Source organism: Mycobacterium avium subsp. avium (genome assembly GCF_009741445.1).
Classification (GTDB): domain Bacteria; phylum Actinomycetota; class Actinomycetes; order Mycobacteriales; family Mycobacteriaceae; genus Mycobacterium; species Mycobacterium avium.
In genome coordinates, this window is the sequence record NZ_CP046507.1 from 621,545 (window position 1) to 640,410 (window position 18,866).

Below are 18,866 nucleotides of genomic sequence, written 5' to 3' on the forward strand. Positions count from 1 at the left end.
GTCCTTCGGCACCCTTATCAGACGGGACTTGGATGAATTCCACGACTGACGAGGCCGACGAGGCATTCGAGGCCTTGTTGCGGTACATGCGGGATTCGCGCGGCTTCGACTTCACCGGCTACAAGCGCACCTCGCTGATGCGCCGCGTCCGGCACCGGATGGACCAGGCGGGCTACACCGCCTTCGACGAGTACCTGGACTTCCTGCAGGCCAGCTCCGACGAGTTCACCGCGCTGTTCAACACCATCCTGATCAACGTCACCTCGTTCTTCCGCGACCCGGACGCCTGGGAGTTCGTCGCCGCCGAAGTCATTCCGCGGCTGCTGGCCGAACGCGGGCCCAACGATCCGATCCGGGTGTGGAGTGCGGGGTGCGCCTCGGGCCAGGAGGCCTACACGCTGGCGATGCTGCTGGCCGAGGCGCTGGGCTTCGACGCGTTCCGGCAGCGGGTGAAGATCTATGCCACCGACGTCGACGAGGACGCGCTGACCGAGGCGCGCGGCGCCTCCTACGACGCCCGGGCGGTCGAGTCGGTGCCGGCGGATCTGCTGGCCCGCTACTTCGAACAGGTCAACGGCCGCTACGTTTTTCACAAGGATCTGCGCCGGGCGGTGATCTTCGGCCGCAACGACCTGGTCAAGGATGCGCCGATCTCCCGGGTGGACCTGCTGGTGTGCCGCAACACGCTGATGTATCTGAACGCCGAGACCCAGCGAAATGTGTTGGGGCGCTTGCATTTTGCGCTTGCCCCGCAGGGCACGCTGTTTCTGGGGCACGCCGAGATGCTGCTCAGCCACGGTGACCGGTTCACCCCGCTGAGCCTCAAGCACCGGATCTTCCGCAAGGCGGTCGGCAGCCACAGCGGCCTGGACCACTACGACCCGGCGGGCGCGTTCTACGAACGCCACGCTGACCTGCCGGGGCTGGCGACGGTGCGCGATCTGGCGTTCCGGGCCAGCCCGGTGGCCCAGATCGTGGTGACCGGCGAGGACACCGTCGCGATGATCAACCAGCAGGCCGAGACGGTCTTCGGGCTCTCGGCGCGCGACATCGGCCGGCTGCTGCGCGATCTCGAGGTGTCCTACCGTCCCGTCGAGCTGCGCGCCTACCTGGAGCAGGCGAAGGTGGAGCGGCGCTCGGCGCGCATCCAGGACGTCAAATGGCAGCGGCCCGGCGCCGAGACGGTGTGGTTCGAGATCCACGTCAACCCGCTCGTCGACGCCGAGAACGGCCTGCTCGGCGTGTCCATCGTGTTCTTCGACGTGACCGCGACGCGCGCGCTGCTGGACAAGGTGGTGCAGACCAACCGCCAGCTGGAGGCGGCCTACGAGGAGCTCGAGACCACCAACGAGGAGCTGCAGTCCACCAACGAAGAACTCGAGACGATGAACGAGGAGCTGCAGTCCACCAACGACGAACTGCACACCATCAACGACATGCTGCGCGAACGCAGCCTGGAACTCGACGACGCGAAGAGCTTCCTGGATTCGTTGGTCGACTCGGTGCGGATGGGCATGGTGGTGGTGGACCGCGAGATGAAGGTGGTCCTGTGGAACCGGGGCTGCGAAGAGCTGTGGGGGCTGCGGGCCGACGAGACGACGGGCACCATGCTGACCGCGCTGGACATCGGGCTGCCGCTGGACGCGGTGCGTCCGCTGATCGGCAACGCGTTCGTCGACCCGGACGGCTCCGGTGAGGTCGTGGTGGATGCGGTCAACCGGCGCGGCCGCCCGGCCCGGGTGCGGGTCACCTGCACGTCGTTTCGCGGCAACGAGGGAACCGTCGGCGGGGCGCTGCTGCTGATGGACGTGGTGGGCTAGCCGTCCCGGTCGCGGTGCTCCTGTTCGGAGCGCGCCCACGCCTCGTCGGCGGCCCGGTGGGCCAGCAGGGCGCGCCGGCGCGACTCCTCGGCCCGGCGCCGCGCCGTGGCCACCGTCTCCCGGGTGGCGCCGACCCCGGCGGACAGCTCCTGGCGGCGGCGGCGCAGTTCGGCCGCGCGCAGCCGGGCGAGTTCGGCGCGCGCTGCCGGGGTGTTGGCGCCGAACCGGGCCGCCAGCCGGGCGAAGATGCCGTCCGGGTCGACGCCGCCATTCAGGTAGGCCTCGTCCGGCGCGTCTGCCGGCGGCGATCGTCGCGGCAGCGGCAACCCGTGGACCAGGTCGGCCAGCACGGGGGCGATCTCGCCGATCCCGAGCACCAGATCGGCACCGGCCTGCGCGGCCGCGATCGGCATCGACGGGTACAGGGCGGTGGCCGGGCTCTCGGCGATCACCACGCCGCCGGCCCGGCGCATCGCGACGGTGCCCGCCGCGCCGTCGCGCCCGGACCCCGACAGCACGACGGCGACGCCTCGCGGTCCGTAGGAGCCGGCGATCGAGGTCAACAACACGTCGGCGCCCCGCGCCCCGTGCTGCTGTGCGCCGTGCAGCCGCCAGCGGCCCTGCGGCGTCAGCTCCAGCGCCTTGCCCGGCGGACAGATGACCACCTCCCCGGGCGTGACGGCTCGCCCGTTGGCCGCCCAGCCGACCGGCCGCCCCGATTGCCGGGTCAGGATGGTGGCCAGCAGGCTGTCATGACCGGCCAGGTGCTGCTGGACGACGACGGCGGCGGGAAAATCGCGCGGCAGATCCCGCAGCACGGTGGTCAGCGCCTCCAAGCCGCCCGCCGACGCCACCAGCGCCACCAGCTCGACTCCGGGCCGATCCGCCTCAGTCGTCACCCGTTCAGTCTCCACCCGTCGGCGCATTTCCGGCGGCGCTGGCCGTGACGGGTGCGCGCCGAAGAGGTGATCCGGGCCGTTTGTCCGTCCCGGGCCGGGGTATGCCACCCGATGTTGGCGGACGGACGATGGCGCGCGGAGGGAATTGCAGTTGAGAATTGCAATTGTCAGCGGCGATGACGTCGTCGGGGAGGACCCCGAACAGTTGGGTGCCGCGCTGGCGGCCCAGGGCCATGACGTCACCACCTGCCTGCGGCGGGCCGGGCGGCGACGCGGGGGCAGCGCCCCGGACGGCTACCGGCGGGTGTCGGTGCCGGTGGGCCCGCGCGACGCGGCCGCGCCGGTCGACGTGCTGCCCTACGTCGGGGACTGGGCGGGCGCCCTCGAGCGGATCTGGTCCAAGGACCGGCCCGACGTGGTGCACGCCTACGGCTGGCTGGGCGGGCTGGCCGCCCAATTGGCCGCCCGGCGGCGCCACATTCCGACCGTGCAGTCGTTTTTGGGCCTGGCCGCGACGGCGCGCGGCCACGACGGCGAACGCGGCACCGAACGCCAACGCATCGAGCCGCTGCTGGCCCGCAGCGCGAACTGGGTGACCGGGGAGAGCAGCGCCGACGTCGACGCGCTGGCCCGGCTGCGCCGGCGCCGGGTGCGGGTATCCGCCCTGACCTGCGGGGTGGACGCCGAGCGCTACACCCCGACCGGCCCGGCGGACTCCCGTGGGGCCCTGCAGCGCATCCTGTACGTGGCGCCAAACCCGTTGTGGCACAACGGTATCGATCTCGCCATCCGGGCACTGCCCAAGGTTCGCGGTGCGGAGCTGGTGATCGCCGAGACCGACCCCGGCGGCGACGGGCACGACGGCGCGCGAGCCCGGTTGCTGCGCCTTTCGGTGCACCTCGGGGTGGCGGACCGGGTCCGCTTCGCCGGACCGGTCGGCGGCGACGAGCTGCCCCGGTTGCTCCGTTCGGCCGACGTGCTGGTGTGCACGCCGCGCCGGCCGCCGCGCCCCACCCCGGTGCTGCAGGCGATGGCCAGCGGGGTGGTGGTGGTCGTGGCCACCGTGGGGGTGCTGTCCGACGTGGTGCTCGACGACATCACCGGCATCGTGGTGTCGCCGGAGAATCCCGCGCGATTGGCCGCCGCGCTGAGAAGGCTGCTGGCCCAGAAGTTTCAATGCGAAAGCATGGGTGCGGCCGGACGCAGCCGCGCGCAGTCGCGCTTCGCCTGGCAGCGGATCGCGCTGGACGCGCTGAACATCTACCAAAGCCTCGGGGTGCACGAGCCGGCCGCGCCCCTCGACGGCGACGCGGTGCTGCGATGACGCGCCCGCCCACGGTCTTCCCCCCGGGCCGGTCATGGGCCTGACCACCATGACGGTCCGCGACGACGGCGCGCCGGTCGGTGCGCCGGCCGAGGCGGCCCGGTCCGATTACGGTCCGGTCGATCCGGTGCTCGCGGTCAACGGCGAGCGCCGGGCCCGCCCCGTTGCGGTGGAATACAAGCAGTTTCGCGGCGCCGACGCGCAGTCGGCGCGCCGGTTCTTCGCCACGGCCTATGACCCGGGCTGGCGGATCGCCGGGGTGACCAACCACTGCGTCGTGTCGCATCGGCGCAGCGACACCGGATCGATGACGGTCGACGAGGTGGCCATCCAGGGCAGGATGACCCTCGAGATCCCGGCGGGCGACACCGTCGTCGTGATCCAGCCGCGGGCCGGTGCGCTCAACGTGGCCGGCGGCCCGCTGGCCACCCCGGACTTCCCGCTCCTCGTCGCCCACGGCATGGCCTGCGTATTGCATTGCCACGGAGCGCGTTTCGATGTGGTGACCATCGCGGCGGAGGTGCTGCAGAAAGTCGCCGCGGAATGGCACACCGCGTTGTCGCAACAGACCCAGTTCCTGAACTGGCGGCCGCGCTCGCGGGCCGCGGTGCGGGCCTGGCATCGCGCGCTGGACTACGCGATGTTGACGCTCGCCTCGCCCGACACCGCCCGGCAACCGCTGATCGCCGCCGGGATGGCCGGCCTGCTGGCCGGCGCGCTGCTCGAGTGCTATCCGTCCAACCTGACCGAGCAGGATCCGGTCAGCGATCTCGCCCTGCCCGAAACCCTCAAGGAGGCGGTGTCTTTCATCCACCGCCACGCCGCCGAGGACATCGGCATCAACGATGTCGCGGCCGCGGTGCACCTGACGCCGCGCGCGGTGCAGTACCTGTTCCGCCGCCAGCTCGACACCACCCCGACCGAGTACATGCGCCGGGTCCGGCTCAGCCGCGCGCACCAGGAGCTGGTGGCCGCGACGACCGCCTCCTCGACGGTCACCGAGATCGCCCAGCGCTGGGGGTTCGCGCACACCGGACGGTTCGCGGTGCTCTACCGGCAGACCTACGGCCAGAGCCCGCACACCACGCTGCGGCAGCAGACGGCGGTGTGACGGAAGCGCGAGAGAAGAATCGTTTGCCCGATTTACCAAAAGCGAACCGAACTTGGCGATAAGATCGTCTGATCCTTTAGCTGCGGCGACGGGGCCGCGTTCGAAGGGGGAGCGGCGATGAGGGCTCGAACGGACCCGTTCCCCGACCGGTTGCCGCCGAGTCGCACCGTCACGGTCCGGGCGGTCGACGGCACCCGGCTGCACGCGCAGGTGTTCGGTCCGCCGGACGGGTATCCGATCGTGCTGACCCACGGCATCACCTGCGCCATCCGCGCCTGGGCATACCAGATCGACGACCTGGCCCGTGACTACCGGGTGATCGCCTACGACCATCGCGGCCACGGCCGCAGCGGCGTGCCGAAGGCCACCGGCTACAGCCTCAAACACCTTGCCGCCGATCTGGATTCGGTGCTGGAGGCGACGCTAGCGCCGCACGAGCGGGCGGTGTTGGCCGGGCACTCGATGGGCGGCATCACCATCGCCGCATGGTCAAACCGCTACCGGCACAAGGTTTCCCGGCGCGCGGACGCCGTCGCACTGATCAACACCACCAGCGGTGAGCTGATCCGGCAGGTGCAGCTGCTCTCGGTGCCGCCGAGCCTGTCGCCGGCCCGGGTGCTGGCCGGGCGCGTGCTGATCGGCGCGTTCGCCGGGTTCGCGGTCCCGCGGGCGGCCCGCGTCCCGAGCCGCCATCTGGTCGCGCTGCTGGCCACCGGCCGCGACGCCGACCCGGCCATCGCCCGGCTGGTCTACGAGCTGTTCGAGAACACCGCGCCGGCGGGGCGGGCCGGCTGCGCGCGGGCGCTGGTCTCCGCCCTGGGGTCGCGCTACCTGGACCTGGCCGGGCTGACGGTGCCGACGCTGGTCATCGGCAGCGAACGGGACCGGCTGACACCCATCCGCCAGTCCCGCAGGATCGCCGAGGGCCTGCCGAACCTGATCGAGCTGGTGGAGCTGCCCGGCGGGCACTGCTCGATGCTGGAACACCCGCGGGAGGTGAACCGGCGGCTGCGGGCGCTCGCCGAATCTGCGACCCGCAACCTGCCCACCCACCGGATCAGCTCATAGCAGGGCGGTCACCTCGGCGGCGGCGCGCCGGCCGGAGCGGATGGCGCCGTCGAGGAATCCGGTCCACTCGTCGGCGGTTTCGGTGCCGGCCCAGTGGATCGGCCCGACGGGTTCGCGCAGCCACCGCCCGAACCGGGTCCACGAGCCCGGCGGCACCGCCGCGGTGGGTCCGCCGGGCGCGAATTCCTCAGCGCCCCAACGGTGATCGACATAGTCGAGGGGCTTGAGCGCGTCGTCGCCGAAAAGCGTTGCGAAACAACGCAATGCGTCGCGGCGGCGCTGGTCGGCGGGCAGCGAGTCGAAGGTGCGGGCGTCCACGAAACCCATCAGGATGCCTGGGCCGTCCGGGTGCGGGCTGACGTCGAAGGTGATGAAAACCGGGCCCTCGTCCGACAGCGCCTGCCCGGAGAAGCCGTCGGCCCGCCAAAACGGGGTGGAATAGGCCGCGTAGGCCTTGCTGAGCCGGCCCTGCGGCCAGTGCCGGGCCAGCTGCTCGTACTCGGCGGGCAGCGGCGGGGCGAACTCGATCGCGGCGCGATGCGCCGGCGGGATGGCCACGATGACGAACCCGGCCTCGGTGTCGCCGAGGTCGGTGCGCACGGTCACGCCCGCGCCGTGCCGCTCGATCCGGCGCACCGGCGCGCCCAGCACCACCCGTGCGCCCAGTTCGGCGGCCGCGGCCGCGGCGATCTGCTGGGTGCCGCCGGGGAAGCGGTCCTGTTGGGCGCCGTCCTCGACGTCGAGCAGCCGGTCCAGCCCGCCGGCCGCGTGCGCGTACCGGGCGGCGTGCAGCATCGACACCTCGTCGGGCTCACATCCCCAGGTCACCCGGGCCACCATCGCTAGCAGCGCGTGCGACGAGGCGGTGGCGCGCACCGAGCGCAGCCAGCCGCCCAGCGACAGGCCGTCCAGTTCGGCCGCCCGCCGGGCCTCCCACGGCGCCGCCAGCGGAATGCTGCGGGCGATCCGGTCGAACTGCCAGCGCAGCCGGCCGATGTCCAGCAGGCCGGTCAGGGACAGCTTGGGAATGGTGCCGTGGTAGGCGTGCGTCCAGCCGCGCCAGTGGATCAGGTTCTTGCCCTCGTGGTGCGTCGGGGTGGTCGGCACCTCGAGTTCGGCCGCCAACGCCAGCACCGCGTCCTGGGTGGGCCCGACGAACGTCCCGCCCAGATCGGCCGGCAGCCCGGCGACGCTGCCGGTGAACGACCGCCCGCCCACCCGGTCGCGGCCCTCGAAGACCACCACGTCATGGCCCTGCCGGTTGAGCTCGCGGGCGGCGGCCAGCCCGGCAAAGCCGGCGCCGACCACGACGACGTCGACGATCCGCGGCGGCCCTGACACGCGCTCTAGTGAACCGCATTTCGCGGGGTTTGTCGGCGAATTGTGGCAAAGCCCCAGCGCATCCGCCCGGCGTTCGCATCACGGCGATGGCAAACATTCGCCGGCGCCGACGGGTTCATTACCCTGCAACCGCGTGACTCTGACCAGCCCGGCCGCCGCTTCGGCCGGCGACCTTCCCGCCCGGCCGGGGCTGCGCACCGTCGCTGCGGGCAGCATGATCGGCACCACCATCGAGTGGTACGACTTCTACCTGTACGCGACCGCGTCGGCGCTGGTGTTCAAACCGCTGTTCTTCCCCAACATCTCGCCGTCCGCCGGGACGCTGGCCTCGTTCGCCACCTACGCCGCCGGATTCGGGGCCCGCCCGCTCGGTGCGGTGCTGTCCGGCCACTTCGGTGACCGGCTGGGCCGCAAGACCGTGCTGGTGGCCGCGCTGCTGGTGATGGGTTTGGTCACCACCGCGATCGGGGCGCTGCCGACCTACGCCGAGGCCGGGCTGGCGGCGCCGGCCCTGCTGGCGTCGCTGCGGGTGGTGCAGGGGCTGGCCGTGGGCGCGGAATGGGGTGGGGCCGCGGTGCTGTCGGTGGAGCATGCGCCGCCGGGCCGCCGCGGCCTGTTCGGCAGCTTCACCCAGCTGGGCTCCCCGGCCGGCATGCTGCTGGCGACGTCGGTGTTCTTCGGTGTCCGCAAGGCCACCGGGCCCGCCGCCTTCCTCGGCTTCGGATGGCGAATCCCGTTCCTGCTCAGCATCTTTCTGGTGGCGGTCGGTCTGTTCGTGCGGCTGCGGCTCACCGACGCCGAAGTCTTCGACCGGCTCAGAAGCCGCGACGAGCTGGCCCGGCTGCCGATCGTGCAGGTGCTGCGCACCGACGCGCGCAACGTCGTCATCACCACCGGCCTGCGCCTGTCGCAGATCGGGCTGTTCGTGCTGTTGACCACGTATTCGCTTAGCTACCTTCAGGATTCATTCGGAAAGGGCAGCGGTGTGGGGCTGGTCGCGGTGCTGATCTCGTCGGCGCTGGGGTTTCTCAGCACGCCGGGCTGGGCGCTGCTGTCGGACCGGGTCGGGCGGCGGCCGCCGTATCTGTTCGGCGCGCTGGCGTCGGTCGTGGCGCTGGTGTTGTTCTTCGTCGCCGCCGGCACCGGCTCGGCGGTGCTGGTGGTCGTGGCAATCGTGTTCGGCGTCAACGTCGTTCACGATGCGATGTACGGTCCGCAGGCCGCCTGGTTCGCCGAACTGTTCGACACCCGGGTGCGCTACAGCGGATCGAGCCTGGGATATCACATCGGCGCCGTGCTCTCCGGCGGGTTCGCGCCGTTGATCGCGGCGTCGTTGCTGGTCGCCGGGGGCGGCCGGCCGTGGTTGATCGTCGGCTATTTCGCGGTGCTGGCGGCGATCACCGTGGGCGCCGCCTGCGCGGCCCGGGAGACGCGCGGGGAGCCGATCGGATGAGCGCGGCCCGCCGGATCTACCTCAACGCCTTCGACATGGCTTGCGTCGGGCATCAGTCGGCCGGGCTGTGGCGGCACCCCGACGACCAGGGCCACCGGTACCGCGAGCTGAGCTACTGGACGGAGCTGGCCCGCACGCTGGAGGCGGGCGGGTTCGACGCGCTGTTTTTGGCCGACGTGCTCGGCGTCTACGACATCTACGGCGCCTCCCGCGACGCCGCCGTCGTCGACGCCGCGCAGTTCCCGGTCAACGAACCGAGCGCCGCGGTCTCGGCGATGGCGGCGGTGACCGAGACGCTGGGATTCGGCATCACCCTGTCGCTGACCTACGAGCAGCCGTATGCCCTGGCGCGCCGGCTCTCCACGCTGGACCACCTCACCGGCGGCCGGGTGGCGTGGAACATCGTCACATCCTATTTGGACAGTGCCGCACGCAATTTGGGCCTGGACGCCCAGATCCCGCACGACCAGCGCTACGAGATCGCCGACGAATATCTGGAGGTCTGCTACAAGCTGTGGGAGGGCTCGTGGGAGGCCGGCGCCGTGCTGCGCGACCGGCAGCGCGGCGTGTTCACCGACCCCGCCAAGGTGCACGACATCGAGCACAAGGGCCGCTACTTCTCGGTGCCCGGGCCGTTCCTGTGCGAGCCGTCGCCGCAACGCACCCCGGTGCTGTTCCAGGCCGGGGCCTCACCGCGCGGTATCCGCTTCGCCGCGGCTCACGCCGAGGCGGTCTTCGTCTCCGGGCCGACGGCGCAGGTGGTGCGCGAGCCCGTGCGGGCGCTGCGGACGGCCGCCGCGCAGCTGGGCCGGGACCCGCGGGCGGTCAAGGTGTTCACCATGGTGACCCCGGTGGTCGCCGAGACGCACGACGCGGCCGTCGCCAAACTGGCCGAATACCGGCGCTTCGTCAGCCCCCGCGGGGCGCTGGCCCTGTTCGGCGGCTGGACCGGGGTGGATCTGGCCGAGCTGGACCCCGACGAACCGCTGACCTACGTCGAAACCGACGCCAACCGCTCGGCGCTGGCGTCGTTCACCACCGCGGGGCGGGCCTGGACGGTGGCCGAGCTGGCCGCCGAGATCGGCATCGGCGGGCGCGGCCCGGTGCTGGTGGGGTCACCGACCGAGGTCGCCGACGAACTCGAGCGTTGGGTCGACGACGCCGACGTCGACGGGTTCAACGTGGCCTACGTGACCACCCCGGGCACCTTCGTCGATTTCGCGAAATTCGTTGTGCCCGAGCTACGCCGGCGCGGGCACGTGCCCGAGCAGGTGCCGGGTTCGACGCTGCGCGAACGCCTGGGGGCCGCGGGGCCGCTGCTCGGCGACGACCACCCCGGGGCGGCGTACCGGTTACGGCGCGACCGTTAACCAGTCGGAGAATCCGGACGGGTCGTGGCGCCCCAGCGCGCCGTGCTCGTAGAGGCCCCAGCCCTCCACCGGGGCCTTGTCGCCGTCGCGGCAGATCGCCCGGCCCACGTGGTCGATCACCCCGAAGCCCGAGCGCGCGATGATCGCCGGGTCGGTCATGTCGTAGGTCAGCCGCTCGGTGAACTTCTCGCCCTTCCACATGCCGTGCAGCCAGTCCGAGTCGCCGCCGTAGCCGCCGCCGACGTGGATCGGCACCGGCAGCTTGGACTCCACGTCGAAGTGCACCGGCGTGCCGTCGGGGGCGCTGGCGTCGATGGTCGCGCCGGTTGGGATGCGGGTGCCGGAGCGGTAGTGGATCTTGACCCGCGGCCAGCCCAGTTGCTCTACCCGGCCGTCGCGCCAGATCCGGGTGCAGTCGTTGAGCGAGCGGAACCCGTCGGGCTGCTCCTGGATGATCAGCACGATCGCGAAGTCGTCGAACGCCATCGGGACGTACAGCCACCACATGCCCTCGAACGGCGGGTCGGCGGGCCGGCCGGCCGGCTCGGGCTCCCCGATCGGCCGGATGCCCCAGGACCGGTCGCGGCTGCCGATCCAGGTCGCGGGGTCGACCGCGATCTCCTGGCCGTCGATGACGATGCGCCCGCTCCAGCTGCCCAGCTGGGCGAAGCGCTGCGCGTCCAGCGTCACCCGGTTGCCCGAACGCAGGATGTGCGGCTGCTCCTGCACCACGTCGAACAGCCCCTCCCAGGTGAGATCGGCTGCCACGCCTTCGGTTTCGTCGAGCACCAGACGCAGCTTGCGCAGCGGCTCTTTCACCTCGATCCGGTAGCCGTTGACGTGCTGGTTGAGCCGGTCCTGGTCGATGGCGTCGCACAGGTGCACCGCGGTCTGGGTGTCCCCGCGCCGGACGAGGAAGAACGCGTCCTTGACCCCGAGGTTGGGGTAGTATCCGATGCCGCTGATGACGAAGATGTTCCCGGTTCGGTCATGGGCGTTGAAGTAGGAGCGGTCGTAGAAGTTGCGGTCCGAGGAGCCCGGCCACGCGATGGGCTGCGGGATCTGATGTACCGGGTATTCGTCGAGCGGTCCGAGCATCACTCTTCTCCTATAAGTCTTTTCATCAATCCCGCGTGGTAGAACAGCGATTCGACGTCGTCGGGTTTTTCGGTCTCGCCGAAATGCACCGGCGCGCGCCGGTGCGCATGAACACGCACGCCCACATGACCCCGGAGTACACGTAAAACCAGTGCAGGTCCCCGATCTCGACGCCGGTCAGCCGTTCATAGGTGGCGCGCACGTCGTCCTCGCGCATCACCCCGGGCAGGCCGGGCAGCGTGGCCAGACCGGCGAGCTCCTGAAAAACCATGTGCGCGAAGATCATCCACGCCACGTCGAGCTCGCGCGGCCCCAGGGTCACCATCTCCCAGTCCAGCACCGCAACCGGGACGAAGTCGCGGTACAACACATTGCCCACCCGGGCGTCGCCCCACAGCAGCACCGGCTCGGCGGCGTCCGCCGCGGCCGGCCAGTGCGCCTCCAGCCAGTCGAAGGTGCGCTCCAGCAGCGGCGACCGGCCGATGTCGGGCACCGCGAAGTCATACCAGGACCGCACCCAGTTGAAGTGCCGGCGCAGCGCCGTGTCGCCGGTCTGCCCCTCGGTGAGGAAGCCGAAGGTGTTCGCCGCGTTGGGAATCGAGTGCAGCTTGGCCAGCACGCCGACGGTGGCGTCCTGCAGTTCGCGTTGCCGCTCGGCGGGCGCGTCGGCGAACCAGTTGCCGCCGAACGTGTAGGGCATGACGTCGGGCGGCACCAGCCCGTCGACGTAGTCCATCACGAAGAATGGGGTGCCGAGCACCTCGCCGGTGTTCTCCAGCCAGCGCACCCGGGGCACCGGCACGTCGGTCAGCTCACCGACCTTGCGGATCACCTCGAATTGGTGGTCGAGCCGGTAGGTCGGGAAGACCTGGACGTCCTCGGCGGTCGGGGCCACCCGCGCCACCAGCTTCTGCTCGGTCGGGCGTTCGTCCTGCCGCCACCGGGCGGTCAGGATGATGGTCTCCGACGACATGCCCGTCGAATCCACGCCGCTTTCCACGGTCACCTCGGGTTCGGCGCCCTCCGGCAGTACGGTGGAAAGCCAGCGTGACATCACCGCCGGCACGGTGGTGACGTCGCGGCTCGAGCGCTGCAGCCGGTCGACGTTGTCGACCGCCGGTTCTGTAGCCACGGGTGCCTCCATTCCTTGAGACTTTTTCGCGGCAATTACGATACGGTAGGTAGCGTTATGAAAGCAGACCCGTCCGGCCTTGACAAGGCCCCCGGCGCCGGCCGCCCCCGCGATCCGCGCATCGACTCGGCCATCCTATCGGCGACCGCGGAACTGCTTGTCCAAACGGGCTATTCGAATATCAGTCTGGCGGCGGTCGCCGAGCGTGCCGGCACCACCAAATCGGCGCTGTACCGGCGCTGGTCGAGCAAGGCCGAACTGGTGCACGAGGCGGCCTTCCCGACGGCCCCGACCGCGCTGGAGGCGCCGGCCGGCGACATCGCCGCCGACATGCGGATGATGATCGAGGCCACGCGCGACGTGTTCACCACGCCCGTGGTGCGCGCCGCGCTGCCCGGCCTGGTGGCCGACATGACGGCCGATCCCGCGCTCAACGCCCGGGTGATGTCGCGGTTCGCGGACCTGTTCACCGCGGTGCGGGTGCGGTTGCGCGAGGCGGTGGACCGCGGCGAGGCGCATCCCGACGTGGATCCGGACCGGTTGATCGAGTTGATCGGGGGAGCGACGATGCTGCGGATGCTGCTGCGCCCGGAGGAGGAACTCGACGACGCGTGGGTGGAGCAGACGACGGCGATCGTGGTGCACGGGGTGCGGCGGTGACGGGCCGGCTGGCCGGCCGCGCCGCGATCGTCACCGGCGCCAGCCGTGGCCTGGGCCGGGCCATCGCGCTGGCCCTGGCGAGCGAGGGCGCCGCGGTGGCGGTCGCCGGGCGGACCGAGCAAGTCTGGGACGACCGGTTGCCGGGCACCATCGGGTCCACGGTCGCCGACATCGAGGCCGCCGGTGGGCGCGCGGTGCCGGTGCGGGCCGATCTGACCGACCGCGACGACGTCGCGCGGCTGGTGGATTCGGCTCGAGAGGCGTTGGGCCCCATCACGATTCTGGTCAATAATGCGGCCTTCACCGCGCCCGGCAGGCCGCCGGCGCCCGGCGGCGAGGCGCGCGCCAAACCGGCGGCCGGCGGCGAGGCGCGCGCCAAACCAGCGTCGGGCGGCGCCAAACCGGCGTCCGGCGGCGCCAAACCGGGCTGGCCGGGCTTCGTCAGCACGCCGCTGCACGCCTACCGGCGGCATTTCGACATCGCCGTCTTCGCCGCCTACGAACTGATGCAGAGGGTGTGCCCGGACATGATCGGGGCGGGCGGCGGAGCGATCATCAACATCACCTCGGTCGCCTCCCGGCTGCCGGGTGACTGCCCGTACGCCGATCGCAGCGGCGGGGTGCTGCCCGGGTACGGCGGGTCCAAGGCCGCGCTCGAACACCTGACCCAGTGTGTGGCATACGATCTCGCCGACCATCGCATCGCGGTCAATGCGCTGTCGCCGTCCAAACCGATCCTCACGCCGGGGCTTTCCTACTACGCCCGCGATTTCGACGACACCGCGTCGGCGGACGAATTCGCCCGGGCCGCAGTGGAATTGGCGCTGGTAGATCCCGGCAGGGTCACCGGCCGCACCATCGGTCACCTGCAGGTGCTGGACGGCAGCTTCCGTCCCTTCGGCTTGGACTAGGTTCTGGCAGCTTGGACTAGGTTCTTCTGGCCCGCATCACCGCGGTGGGGGAGGCGTTGCACCGTCCCCCACCGCGGCTCACGGGTTTAGCGACCCGGAGGCCCGGCAGGTCCAGGTGCGCCAGGTGCGCCCGGTCCGCCGGGCGGACCCACCGGCCCCGGAGCGCCGGGTGCGCCCGGCCCGCCGGGAGGTCCTACCGCCCCCGGCCCGCCGGGAGGTCCTACCGCCCCTGGCCCGCCGGGTGGCCCCACCGCGCCCGGAGCGCCCGGCGCTCCGGGAGGTCCGGGCGGCCCGGGAGGACCGGGCGGTCCAGGTGGCCCGGGTGGCGGCGGGTTGTTCGGCAGGAAGCTCACCGCGGGGCCGGTTGCGGTGCCCGGCATCGCGTGGGACACGGTTGCCGACGCGACCCCCGCGCCGAGTGCTCCGCTGACAGCCAGCGCAGCCACACCGGCGCCGAGCGCTGCCAGTGGGCGGCGCGCGATCACAAGGTGAATCTTTCGGTCGTCCATATGTGTTTCCCCCAATGTCGATTGGATGGACTCCCGTCGGCTACCCGGCGGATCGGCACCAAAACGACCACCGGAAAAACTCCGGCAATCCCTTCGCCCGGGGGCCGACACCGGCTTGACGGCCGATCGCCGCGTCCGTCAATCGTTTTCGGGCGGGTCGGGATCGCCGCGCAGCAGCTCGTCGGGATGGTGTGCCCGGTTGGTCTGAGGTGGCCCGTTGCCGTCGGTCCAGGCCAATCGCCCATCGTCGCCGACACTGGTGCGCCACTCGCCCCGGCTGACCGCGCCATGGTCGGGACCGCAGGCGAAAAACAGCTTGTCCGCGTCGGTCCGGCCGCCGTCCGCCCAGTCCGGCGCATGATGCACTTCGCAGTGGTAACCGGGCTCAAGGCAATTGGGTCGGGTGCAGCCGCGGTCACGGGCATAACAGATGAGCCGCTGATCCGCGGTCGCGACGCGCTTCTGCCGCCCCAGATACAAGGGCCGGCCGGTGTGCTCGTCGAACACCGCCAGATAGTGAATTGCCTTGGTTGCCATGCGAATCAGGTCCGGCATCGGCAATCGTGAACCGCCGCCCGTCAGCGCCGGCGCCGGCATCGGAATCGACGGGTCGGCCACCGCGCGCGCGGCCTGGTCGAGCTCGGCCAGCGTGGTGCTGGCGATCACGGTGACCGGATGGCCGCGATGCACGCCGAGACCGCCCGAGGCGATGGCGACTTCCAGGCCGAGCTTGAGCGCGTCATGGCAACGCTGCGACGGCGTGCGCTCATCGCGTGCCCGCGGATCGCCGCCGCCTTCGGGTTGGTGACGGCCGGGCCGCACCGCCGATGCGACGGCCTCGAAGTAGGCGCGGGTCTCGGGATCCAGCAGCCCGGACAGCCGCGACATCCCGTCGACGCCCTGCGGCCCCAGGTGCAGACCGCGGCGGCGGGCGCGATCGACGTCGCTGAACTCGCCGTCGGGATTGAGATAGTCGGCGATTCGCCGGCCCAGCTTGGTGATCACGGCGGCATCGAGTTTGGCCGCATGCCGTACCAGCGTGCGCTCAGCGTCCGACGCGGCGGAGCGGGGGACCGCACAGGGCAAGGCATCGACCGCGGCGCACACCGCCCGGATGTGGTCCTCGCCGACCGCGCCCGAGGCGACCGCCGCCGCCAATGCCGGCAGCTCGGGGTCCAGCGGCGGGCCGGTCAGCGAACGGCGCGGTCGGATGCGGGCCGCGAGCGCGAAGCGGCGCCGGAGTTCTCCCGGGCTGACGCGCAGCCGCGCCCACAGCATGGAGCGCGCCACCGGCAACGACCCTGCCTCGTCGGGAGGGTCGGCGATTTCGCCGAAGAAGCGGTACATCAGCCCCCGATTGGTGCGGTCCTGGGTTTCGAGTCGTTCGGCGACGTCGATCCGAAAGCCAGTGCCGACCAGATCCGACGACGTCCGCCGCAGCACGTCGTGGGCAGCGTCGATCGCGTCGAGCGCGGCGCCGATGCGCTGCCGCGCCTGTTCCGATGACAGGAAAACGCCCACGCCACCACCGTATAGAACAAATGTTCGAACAGAACCGGTCCGCGGCCAATCTGTGGATGAACCGCCAACTGTGCATAAGCGGTGCGGGCGGTTCTGGCCCCGGGACCGCCTGACGTGCAAGTATGAGCAAAGCCAGTGCCGCACCAGCGGCAGGCAACCGGTCGAGTGGTGTGCCGATGCCCGGGATGGACAAGCCGACGGGGCGGGTCGTCGCCCTGATCGTTCTGTTGCTCGTGGTCGCCGCCGCCCTGCGCGGGTACCTGCCCGCCCAACACGACGCGACGCGCAGCGAGGCGGGCGGCCGGGCGGCGCTGGGCCTGGTGGTGGCCATCCTCGCGGTGACGCTGGCGCTGATCGCGGTCGCGATCGTCGCGCGGTTGAAGGACCCGCGGGCGCCGGCCCCGCCCGCCGGCGCGCTGTCGGAGACGCTGGGCGCCGGCAGGGGCCGCCCGACCTGGCGGGTGTTGCTGATCGGGCTCGGCGTGATCGTGGCCTGGCTGCTGATCGTGATGCTGTTGGCCCGGCTGTTCGCGTCGCACGGGCTCGCGCCCGCCCCGCCGCCCGGCACCGGTGCGTCGCCGCCACCGCACCCGGCGGCACCCCCGGCACCGCCGCCGCAGCACCCGCAGCGTCCGCGCGACGGGTCGCAGGACACGCTGGGCATCCTGCTCGCCGGCACCGTCGCGATACTGTTGATGGTCGTCGCCTCAGCGGTGGCCGGCGCGCGGCGCCGGTGGCGGTCGCCGGCACCGGCTGTCCCCGACGAACCGGCCGAAAACCCGGCGCCGCAACCACATTCGGAGTCGCTGGCGCGTGCGGCCGAACGCGGGTTGGCCGAGATGGCCGACCTGCGCCGCGACCCCCGCGAGGCCATCATCGCCTGCTACGCCGCGATGGAACGCGAACTGGCGCACGTTCCCGGTGCCGTGCCGCAGGACTTCGACACCCCCAGCGAGGTGCTGGCCCGCGCGGTGGAACACCATGCGCTGCACGCCGACAACGCCGTCCAGCTGGTGAACCTGTTCACCGAGGCGCGGTTCAGCCCGCACGTGATGAACGAGGGCCACCGCGACGTGGCGGTGCGGGTGTTGCGGCTGGTGCTCGACGAACTGGGGAGCCGGAGTGTCGCATGAAAAAGACTGTGGCCCTGGGTCTTTGCTTGATCATCGGGATCGAGCTGCTGGCGCTGACCCAGCACGACCGCCGGCTGGTGCTGACGGCCTCCGGCGTCGGGCTGGCCCTGGTGCTGCTCAGCCTGCGGCGTGCGCTCGGCCGCGGCGCCGAACGCGAATCCGAGCACGACGCCGACGATCTCGGCGATTCACTGCGCCGCTGGCTTGCGGCCACCGAGACGACGATCCGGTGGTCGGAGTCCACCCGGGCCGACTGGGACCGGCACCTGCGCCCGATGCTCGCCCGCCGCTACGCGATCGCAACCGGCCAACGGCAAGCCAAGGACCCGGCGTCCTTCCAGGCGACCGGGCAGATGCTCTTCGGCGCCGAACTGTGGGAGTGGGTCAACCCCAACAACGTCACCCGCACCGGTGGGCGTCAACCCGGCCCGGGACGCGCGGCGCTGGAAGAGATTCTGCGAAAGCTGGAGCAGGTATGACAGGGGGCGCGATCCGACCATGACTCTGCCGGCCGCAACCACGACGGCACACTGCGAGGCGATTCTCGACGAGATAGAACGCGTGGTGGTGGGGAAACGCAACGCGCTGCGGCTGATCCTCACCGCGGTTCTGGCCCGCGGCCACATCCTCATCGAAGACCTTCCGGGACTGGGCAAGACGCTGATCGCGCGGTCCTTCGCCGCCGCGCTGGGCCTGCAATTCACCCGCGTGCAATTCACCCCCGACCTGCTACCCGCCGACCTGCTCGGCTCGACGATCTACGACATGCAGTCGGGCCGCTTCGCGTTCCGGGCCGGGCCCATCTTCACCAACCTGTTGCTGGCCGACGAGATCAACCGCACCCCGCCGAAGACGCAGGCGGCGCTGCTGGAGGCGATGGCCGAAGGCCAGGTCAGCATCGACGGCGAAACACACCGGCTGCCAAAGCCTTTCATCGTGCTGGCCACCGACAACCCGATCGAGTACGAGGGCACCTACCCGCTGCCCGAGGCGCAGCTGGACCGGTTCGCGATCCGGCTGGAGCTGCGCTACCTGTCCGAACGGGACGAGACGTCGATGCTGCGCCGGCGCCTGGAACGCGGATCGGCCGAACCGGCGGTCAACCAGGTCGTCGACGCGCACGACCTGCTGGCGATGCGCGAATCGGTCGAGCAGGTGACCGTGCACGAGGACGTGCTGCACTATGTGGTCTCGCTGGCCAACGCCACCCGGCACCACCCGCAGGTCGCGGTGGGCGCCAGCCCGCGCGCCGAACTGGACCTGGTGCAGCTGGCCCGCGCCCGGGCGCTGCTGCTCGGCCGCGACTACGTGATCCCCGAGGACGTCAAGGCGCTGGCCACCGCGGCCGTCGCGCACCGGATCACCCTGCGCCCGGAGATGTGGGTGCGCAAGATCCAGGGCGCCGACGTGATCGGCGAGCTGCTGCACCGGCTCCCGGTGCCCCGTACCGGCGCCGGGCCCGGGCAAACCGGATGAGCGCGGCGTGACCGCACCCCGTGCAGCCGAGTTCCGCTGG

General features: G+C 71.4%; 15 protein-coding genes and 1 pseudogene. 11 read left to right on the forward strand and 5 right to left on the reverse strand.

Features of this window, described 5'->3' with window-relative positions; translation table 11 throughout:
- Nucleotides 1-32 precede the first annotated feature (32 nt).
- The gene (locus MAA44156_RS03105) at nt 33-1,820 is read left to right on the forward strand and encodes a CheR family methyltransferase (protein ID WP_009978521.1); all 1,788 of its coding nucleotides are present in this window, start codon (nt 33-35) and stop codon (nt 1,818-1,820) included.
- Here the strand turns inward: MAA44156_RS03105 and MAA44156_RS03110 are convergent.
- A complete protein-coding gene (locus tag MAA44156_RS03110; protein WP_063967173.1) occupies nt 1,817-2,746 on the reverse strand; it encodes a chemotaxis protein CheB in 930 nt (309 codons plus the stop codon). The genes MAA44156_RS03105 and MAA44156_RS03110 overlap by 4 nt on opposite strands.
- 124 nt (nt 2,747-2,870) lie before the next feature.
- Between MAA44156_RS03110 and MAA44156_RS03115 the strand changes: the two genes are divergently transcribed.
- The 3 genes from MAA44156_RS03115 to MAA44156_RS03125 all read left to right on the forward strand — a co-directional run bounded on the left by MAA44156_RS03115 (nt 2,871) and on the right by MAA44156_RS03125 (nt 6,222).
- Entirely contained in the window at nt 2,871-4,043 is a 1,173-nt protein-coding gene (locus MAA44156_RS03115; RefSeq protein ID WP_011725851.1) for a glycosyltransferase, read from the forward strand.
- Between the two features lie 34 nt (nt 4,044-4,077).
- The gene (locus tag MAA44156_RS03120; RefSeq protein ID WP_009978518.1) at nt 4,078-5,154 is read left to right on the forward strand and encodes a helix-turn-helix transcriptional regulator; all 1,077 of its coding nucleotides are present in this window, start codon (nt 4,078-4,080) and stop codon (nt 5,152-5,154) included.
- A gap of 117 nt (nt 5,155-5,271) precedes the next feature.
- The gene (locus MAA44156_RS03125) at nt 5,272-6,222 is read left to right on the forward strand and encodes an alpha/beta fold hydrolase (RefSeq protein WP_033716586.1); all 951 of its coding nucleotides are present in this window, start codon (nt 5,272-5,274) and stop codon (nt 6,220-6,222) included.
- Here MAA44156_RS03125 and MAA44156_RS03130 read toward each other — a convergent pair.
- The gene (locus MAA44156_RS03130; protein WP_023879584.1) at nt 6,217-7,563 is read right to left on the reverse strand and encodes a flavin monoamine oxidase family protein; all 1,347 of its coding nucleotides are present in this window, start codon (nt 7,561-7,563) and stop codon (nt 6,217-6,219) included. The genes MAA44156_RS03125 and MAA44156_RS03130 overlap by 6 nt on opposite strands.
- Nucleotides 7,564-7,696: 133 nt before the next feature.
- On the opposite strand from MAA44156_RS03130, the gene MAA44156_RS03135 reads away from it, so the two are divergent.
- On the forward strand, nt 7,697-9,016 hold the full coding sequence (locus tag MAA44156_RS03135; RefSeq protein ID WP_009978514.1) for an MFS transporter: 1,320 nt from the start codon (nt 7,697-7,699) through the stop codon (nt 9,014-9,016).
- Entirely contained in the window at nt 9,013-10,386 is a 1,374-nt protein-coding gene (locus MAA44156_RS03140) for an LLM class flavin-dependent oxidoreductase (RefSeq protein WP_009978513.1), read from the forward strand. The genes MAA44156_RS03135 and MAA44156_RS03140 overlap by 4 nt, the downstream gene beginning before the upstream one ends.
- Here MAA44156_RS03140 and MAA44156_RS03145 read toward each other — a convergent pair.
- A complete protein-coding gene (locus tag MAA44156_RS03145; protein WP_009978511.1) occupies nt 10,369-11,484 on the reverse strand; it encodes an Rv3169 family protein in 1,116 nt (371 codons plus the stop codon). The two genes, MAA44156_RS03140 and MAA44156_RS03145, sit on opposite strands and share 18 nt — an antisense overlap.
- Nucleotides 11,484-12,616, reverse strand: a pseudogene (locus tag MAA44156_RS03150) (phosphotransferase family protein). Before MAA44156_RS03150 ends, MAA44156_RS03145 begins: the two are co-directional and overlap by 1 nt.
- Before the next feature lie 57 nt (nt 12,617-12,673).
- Here MAA44156_RS03150 and MAA44156_RS03155 point away from each other — a divergent pair.
- Entirely contained in the window at nt 12,674-13,276 is a 603-nt protein-coding gene (locus MAA44156_RS03155) for a TetR/AcrR family transcriptional regulator (protein ID WP_009978507.1), read from the forward strand.
- Nucleotides 13,273-14,187 (forward strand): SDR family NAD(P)-dependent oxidoreductase, encoded by a 915-nt coding sequence (locus MAA44156_RS03160; protein ID WP_009978506.1) that lies wholly within the window; start codon nt 13,273-13,275, stop codon nt 14,185-14,187. The genes MAA44156_RS03155 and MAA44156_RS03160 overlap by 4 nt, the downstream gene beginning before the upstream one ends.
- 647 nt (nt 14,188-14,834) lie before the next feature.
- Here MAA44156_RS03160 and MAA44156_RS03170 read toward each other — a convergent pair.
- The gene (locus MAA44156_RS03170; RefSeq protein WP_009978504.1) at nt 14,835-16,217 is read right to left on the reverse strand and encodes an HNH endonuclease signature motif containing protein; all 1,383 of its coding nucleotides are present in this window, start codon (nt 16,215-16,217) and stop codon (nt 14,835-14,837) included.
- Between the two features lie 185 nt (nt 16,218-16,402).
- On the opposite strand from MAA44156_RS03170, the gene MAA44156_RS03175 reads away from it, so the two are divergent.
- Genes MAA44156_RS03175 through MAA44156_RS03185 form a run of 3 tightly spaced genes read left to right on the forward strand, consistent with a single transcriptional unit; the run spans nt 16,403 to nt 18,826 of the window.
- The gene (locus MAA44156_RS03175; RefSeq protein ID WP_121035554.1) at nt 16,403-17,350 is read left to right on the forward strand and encodes a DUF4129 domain-containing protein; all 948 of its coding nucleotides are present in this window, start codon (nt 16,403-16,405) and stop codon (nt 17,348-17,350) included.
- Nucleotides 17,347-17,829 carry a hypothetical protein gene (locus MAA44156_RS03180; RefSeq protein WP_003874802.1) on the forward strand — a complete coding sequence of 161 codons (483 nt, stop codon included), beginning with the start codon at nt 17,347-17,349 and terminating at the stop codon, nt 17,827-17,829. Before MAA44156_RS03175 ends, MAA44156_RS03180 begins: the two co-directional genes overlap by 4 nt.
- A 19-nt stretch (nt 17,830-17,848) precedes the next feature.
- A complete protein-coding gene (locus MAA44156_RS03185) occupies nt 17,849-18,826 on the forward strand; it encodes an AAA family ATPase (RefSeq protein WP_003874803.1) in 978 nt (325 codons plus the stop codon).
- Nucleotides 18,827-18,866: the final 40 nt, after the last annotated feature.

Coding starts and splice junctions, on each gene's coding strand:
- MAA44156_RS03145 (WP_009978511.1), bottom strand. CDS start 11,484: ATGCTCGGACCGCTCGACGAATACCCGGTACATCAGATCCCGCAGCCC.
- MAA44156_RS03155 (WP_009978507.1), top strand. CDS start 12,674: ATGAAAGCAGACCCGTCCGGCCTTGACAAGGCCCCCGGCGCCGGCCGC.
- MAA44156_RS03125 (WP_033716586.1), top strand. CDS start 5,272: ATGAGGGCTCGAACGGACCCGTTCCCCGACCGGTTGCCGCCGAGTCGC.
- MAA44156_RS03180 (WP_003874802.1), top strand. CDS start 17,347: ATGAAAAAGACTGTGGCCCTGGGTCTTTGCTTGATCATCGGGATCGAG.
- MAA44156_RS03120 (WP_009978518.1), top strand. CDS start 4,078: ATGGGCCTGACCACCATGACGGTCCGCGACGACGGCGCGCCGGTCGGT.
- MAA44156_RS03105 (WP_009978521.1), top strand. CDS start 33: ATGAATTCCACGACTGACGAGGCCGACGAGGCATTCGAGGCCTTGTTG.
- MAA44156_RS03175 (WP_121035554.1), top strand. CDS start 16,403: ATGGACAAGCCGACGGGGCGGGTCGTCGCCCTGATCGTTCTGTTGCTC.
- MAA44156_RS03140 (WP_009978513.1), top strand. CDS start 9,013: ATGAGCGCGGCCCGCCGGATCTACCTCAACGCCTTCGACATGGCTTGC.
- MAA44156_RS03110 (WP_063967173.1), bottom strand. CDS start 2,746: ATGCGCCGACGGGTGGAGACTGAACGGGTGACGACTGAGGCGGATCGG.
- MAA44156_RS03185 (WP_003874803.1), top strand. CDS start 17,849: ATGACTCTGCCGGCCGCAACCACGACGGCACACTGCGAGGCGATTCTC.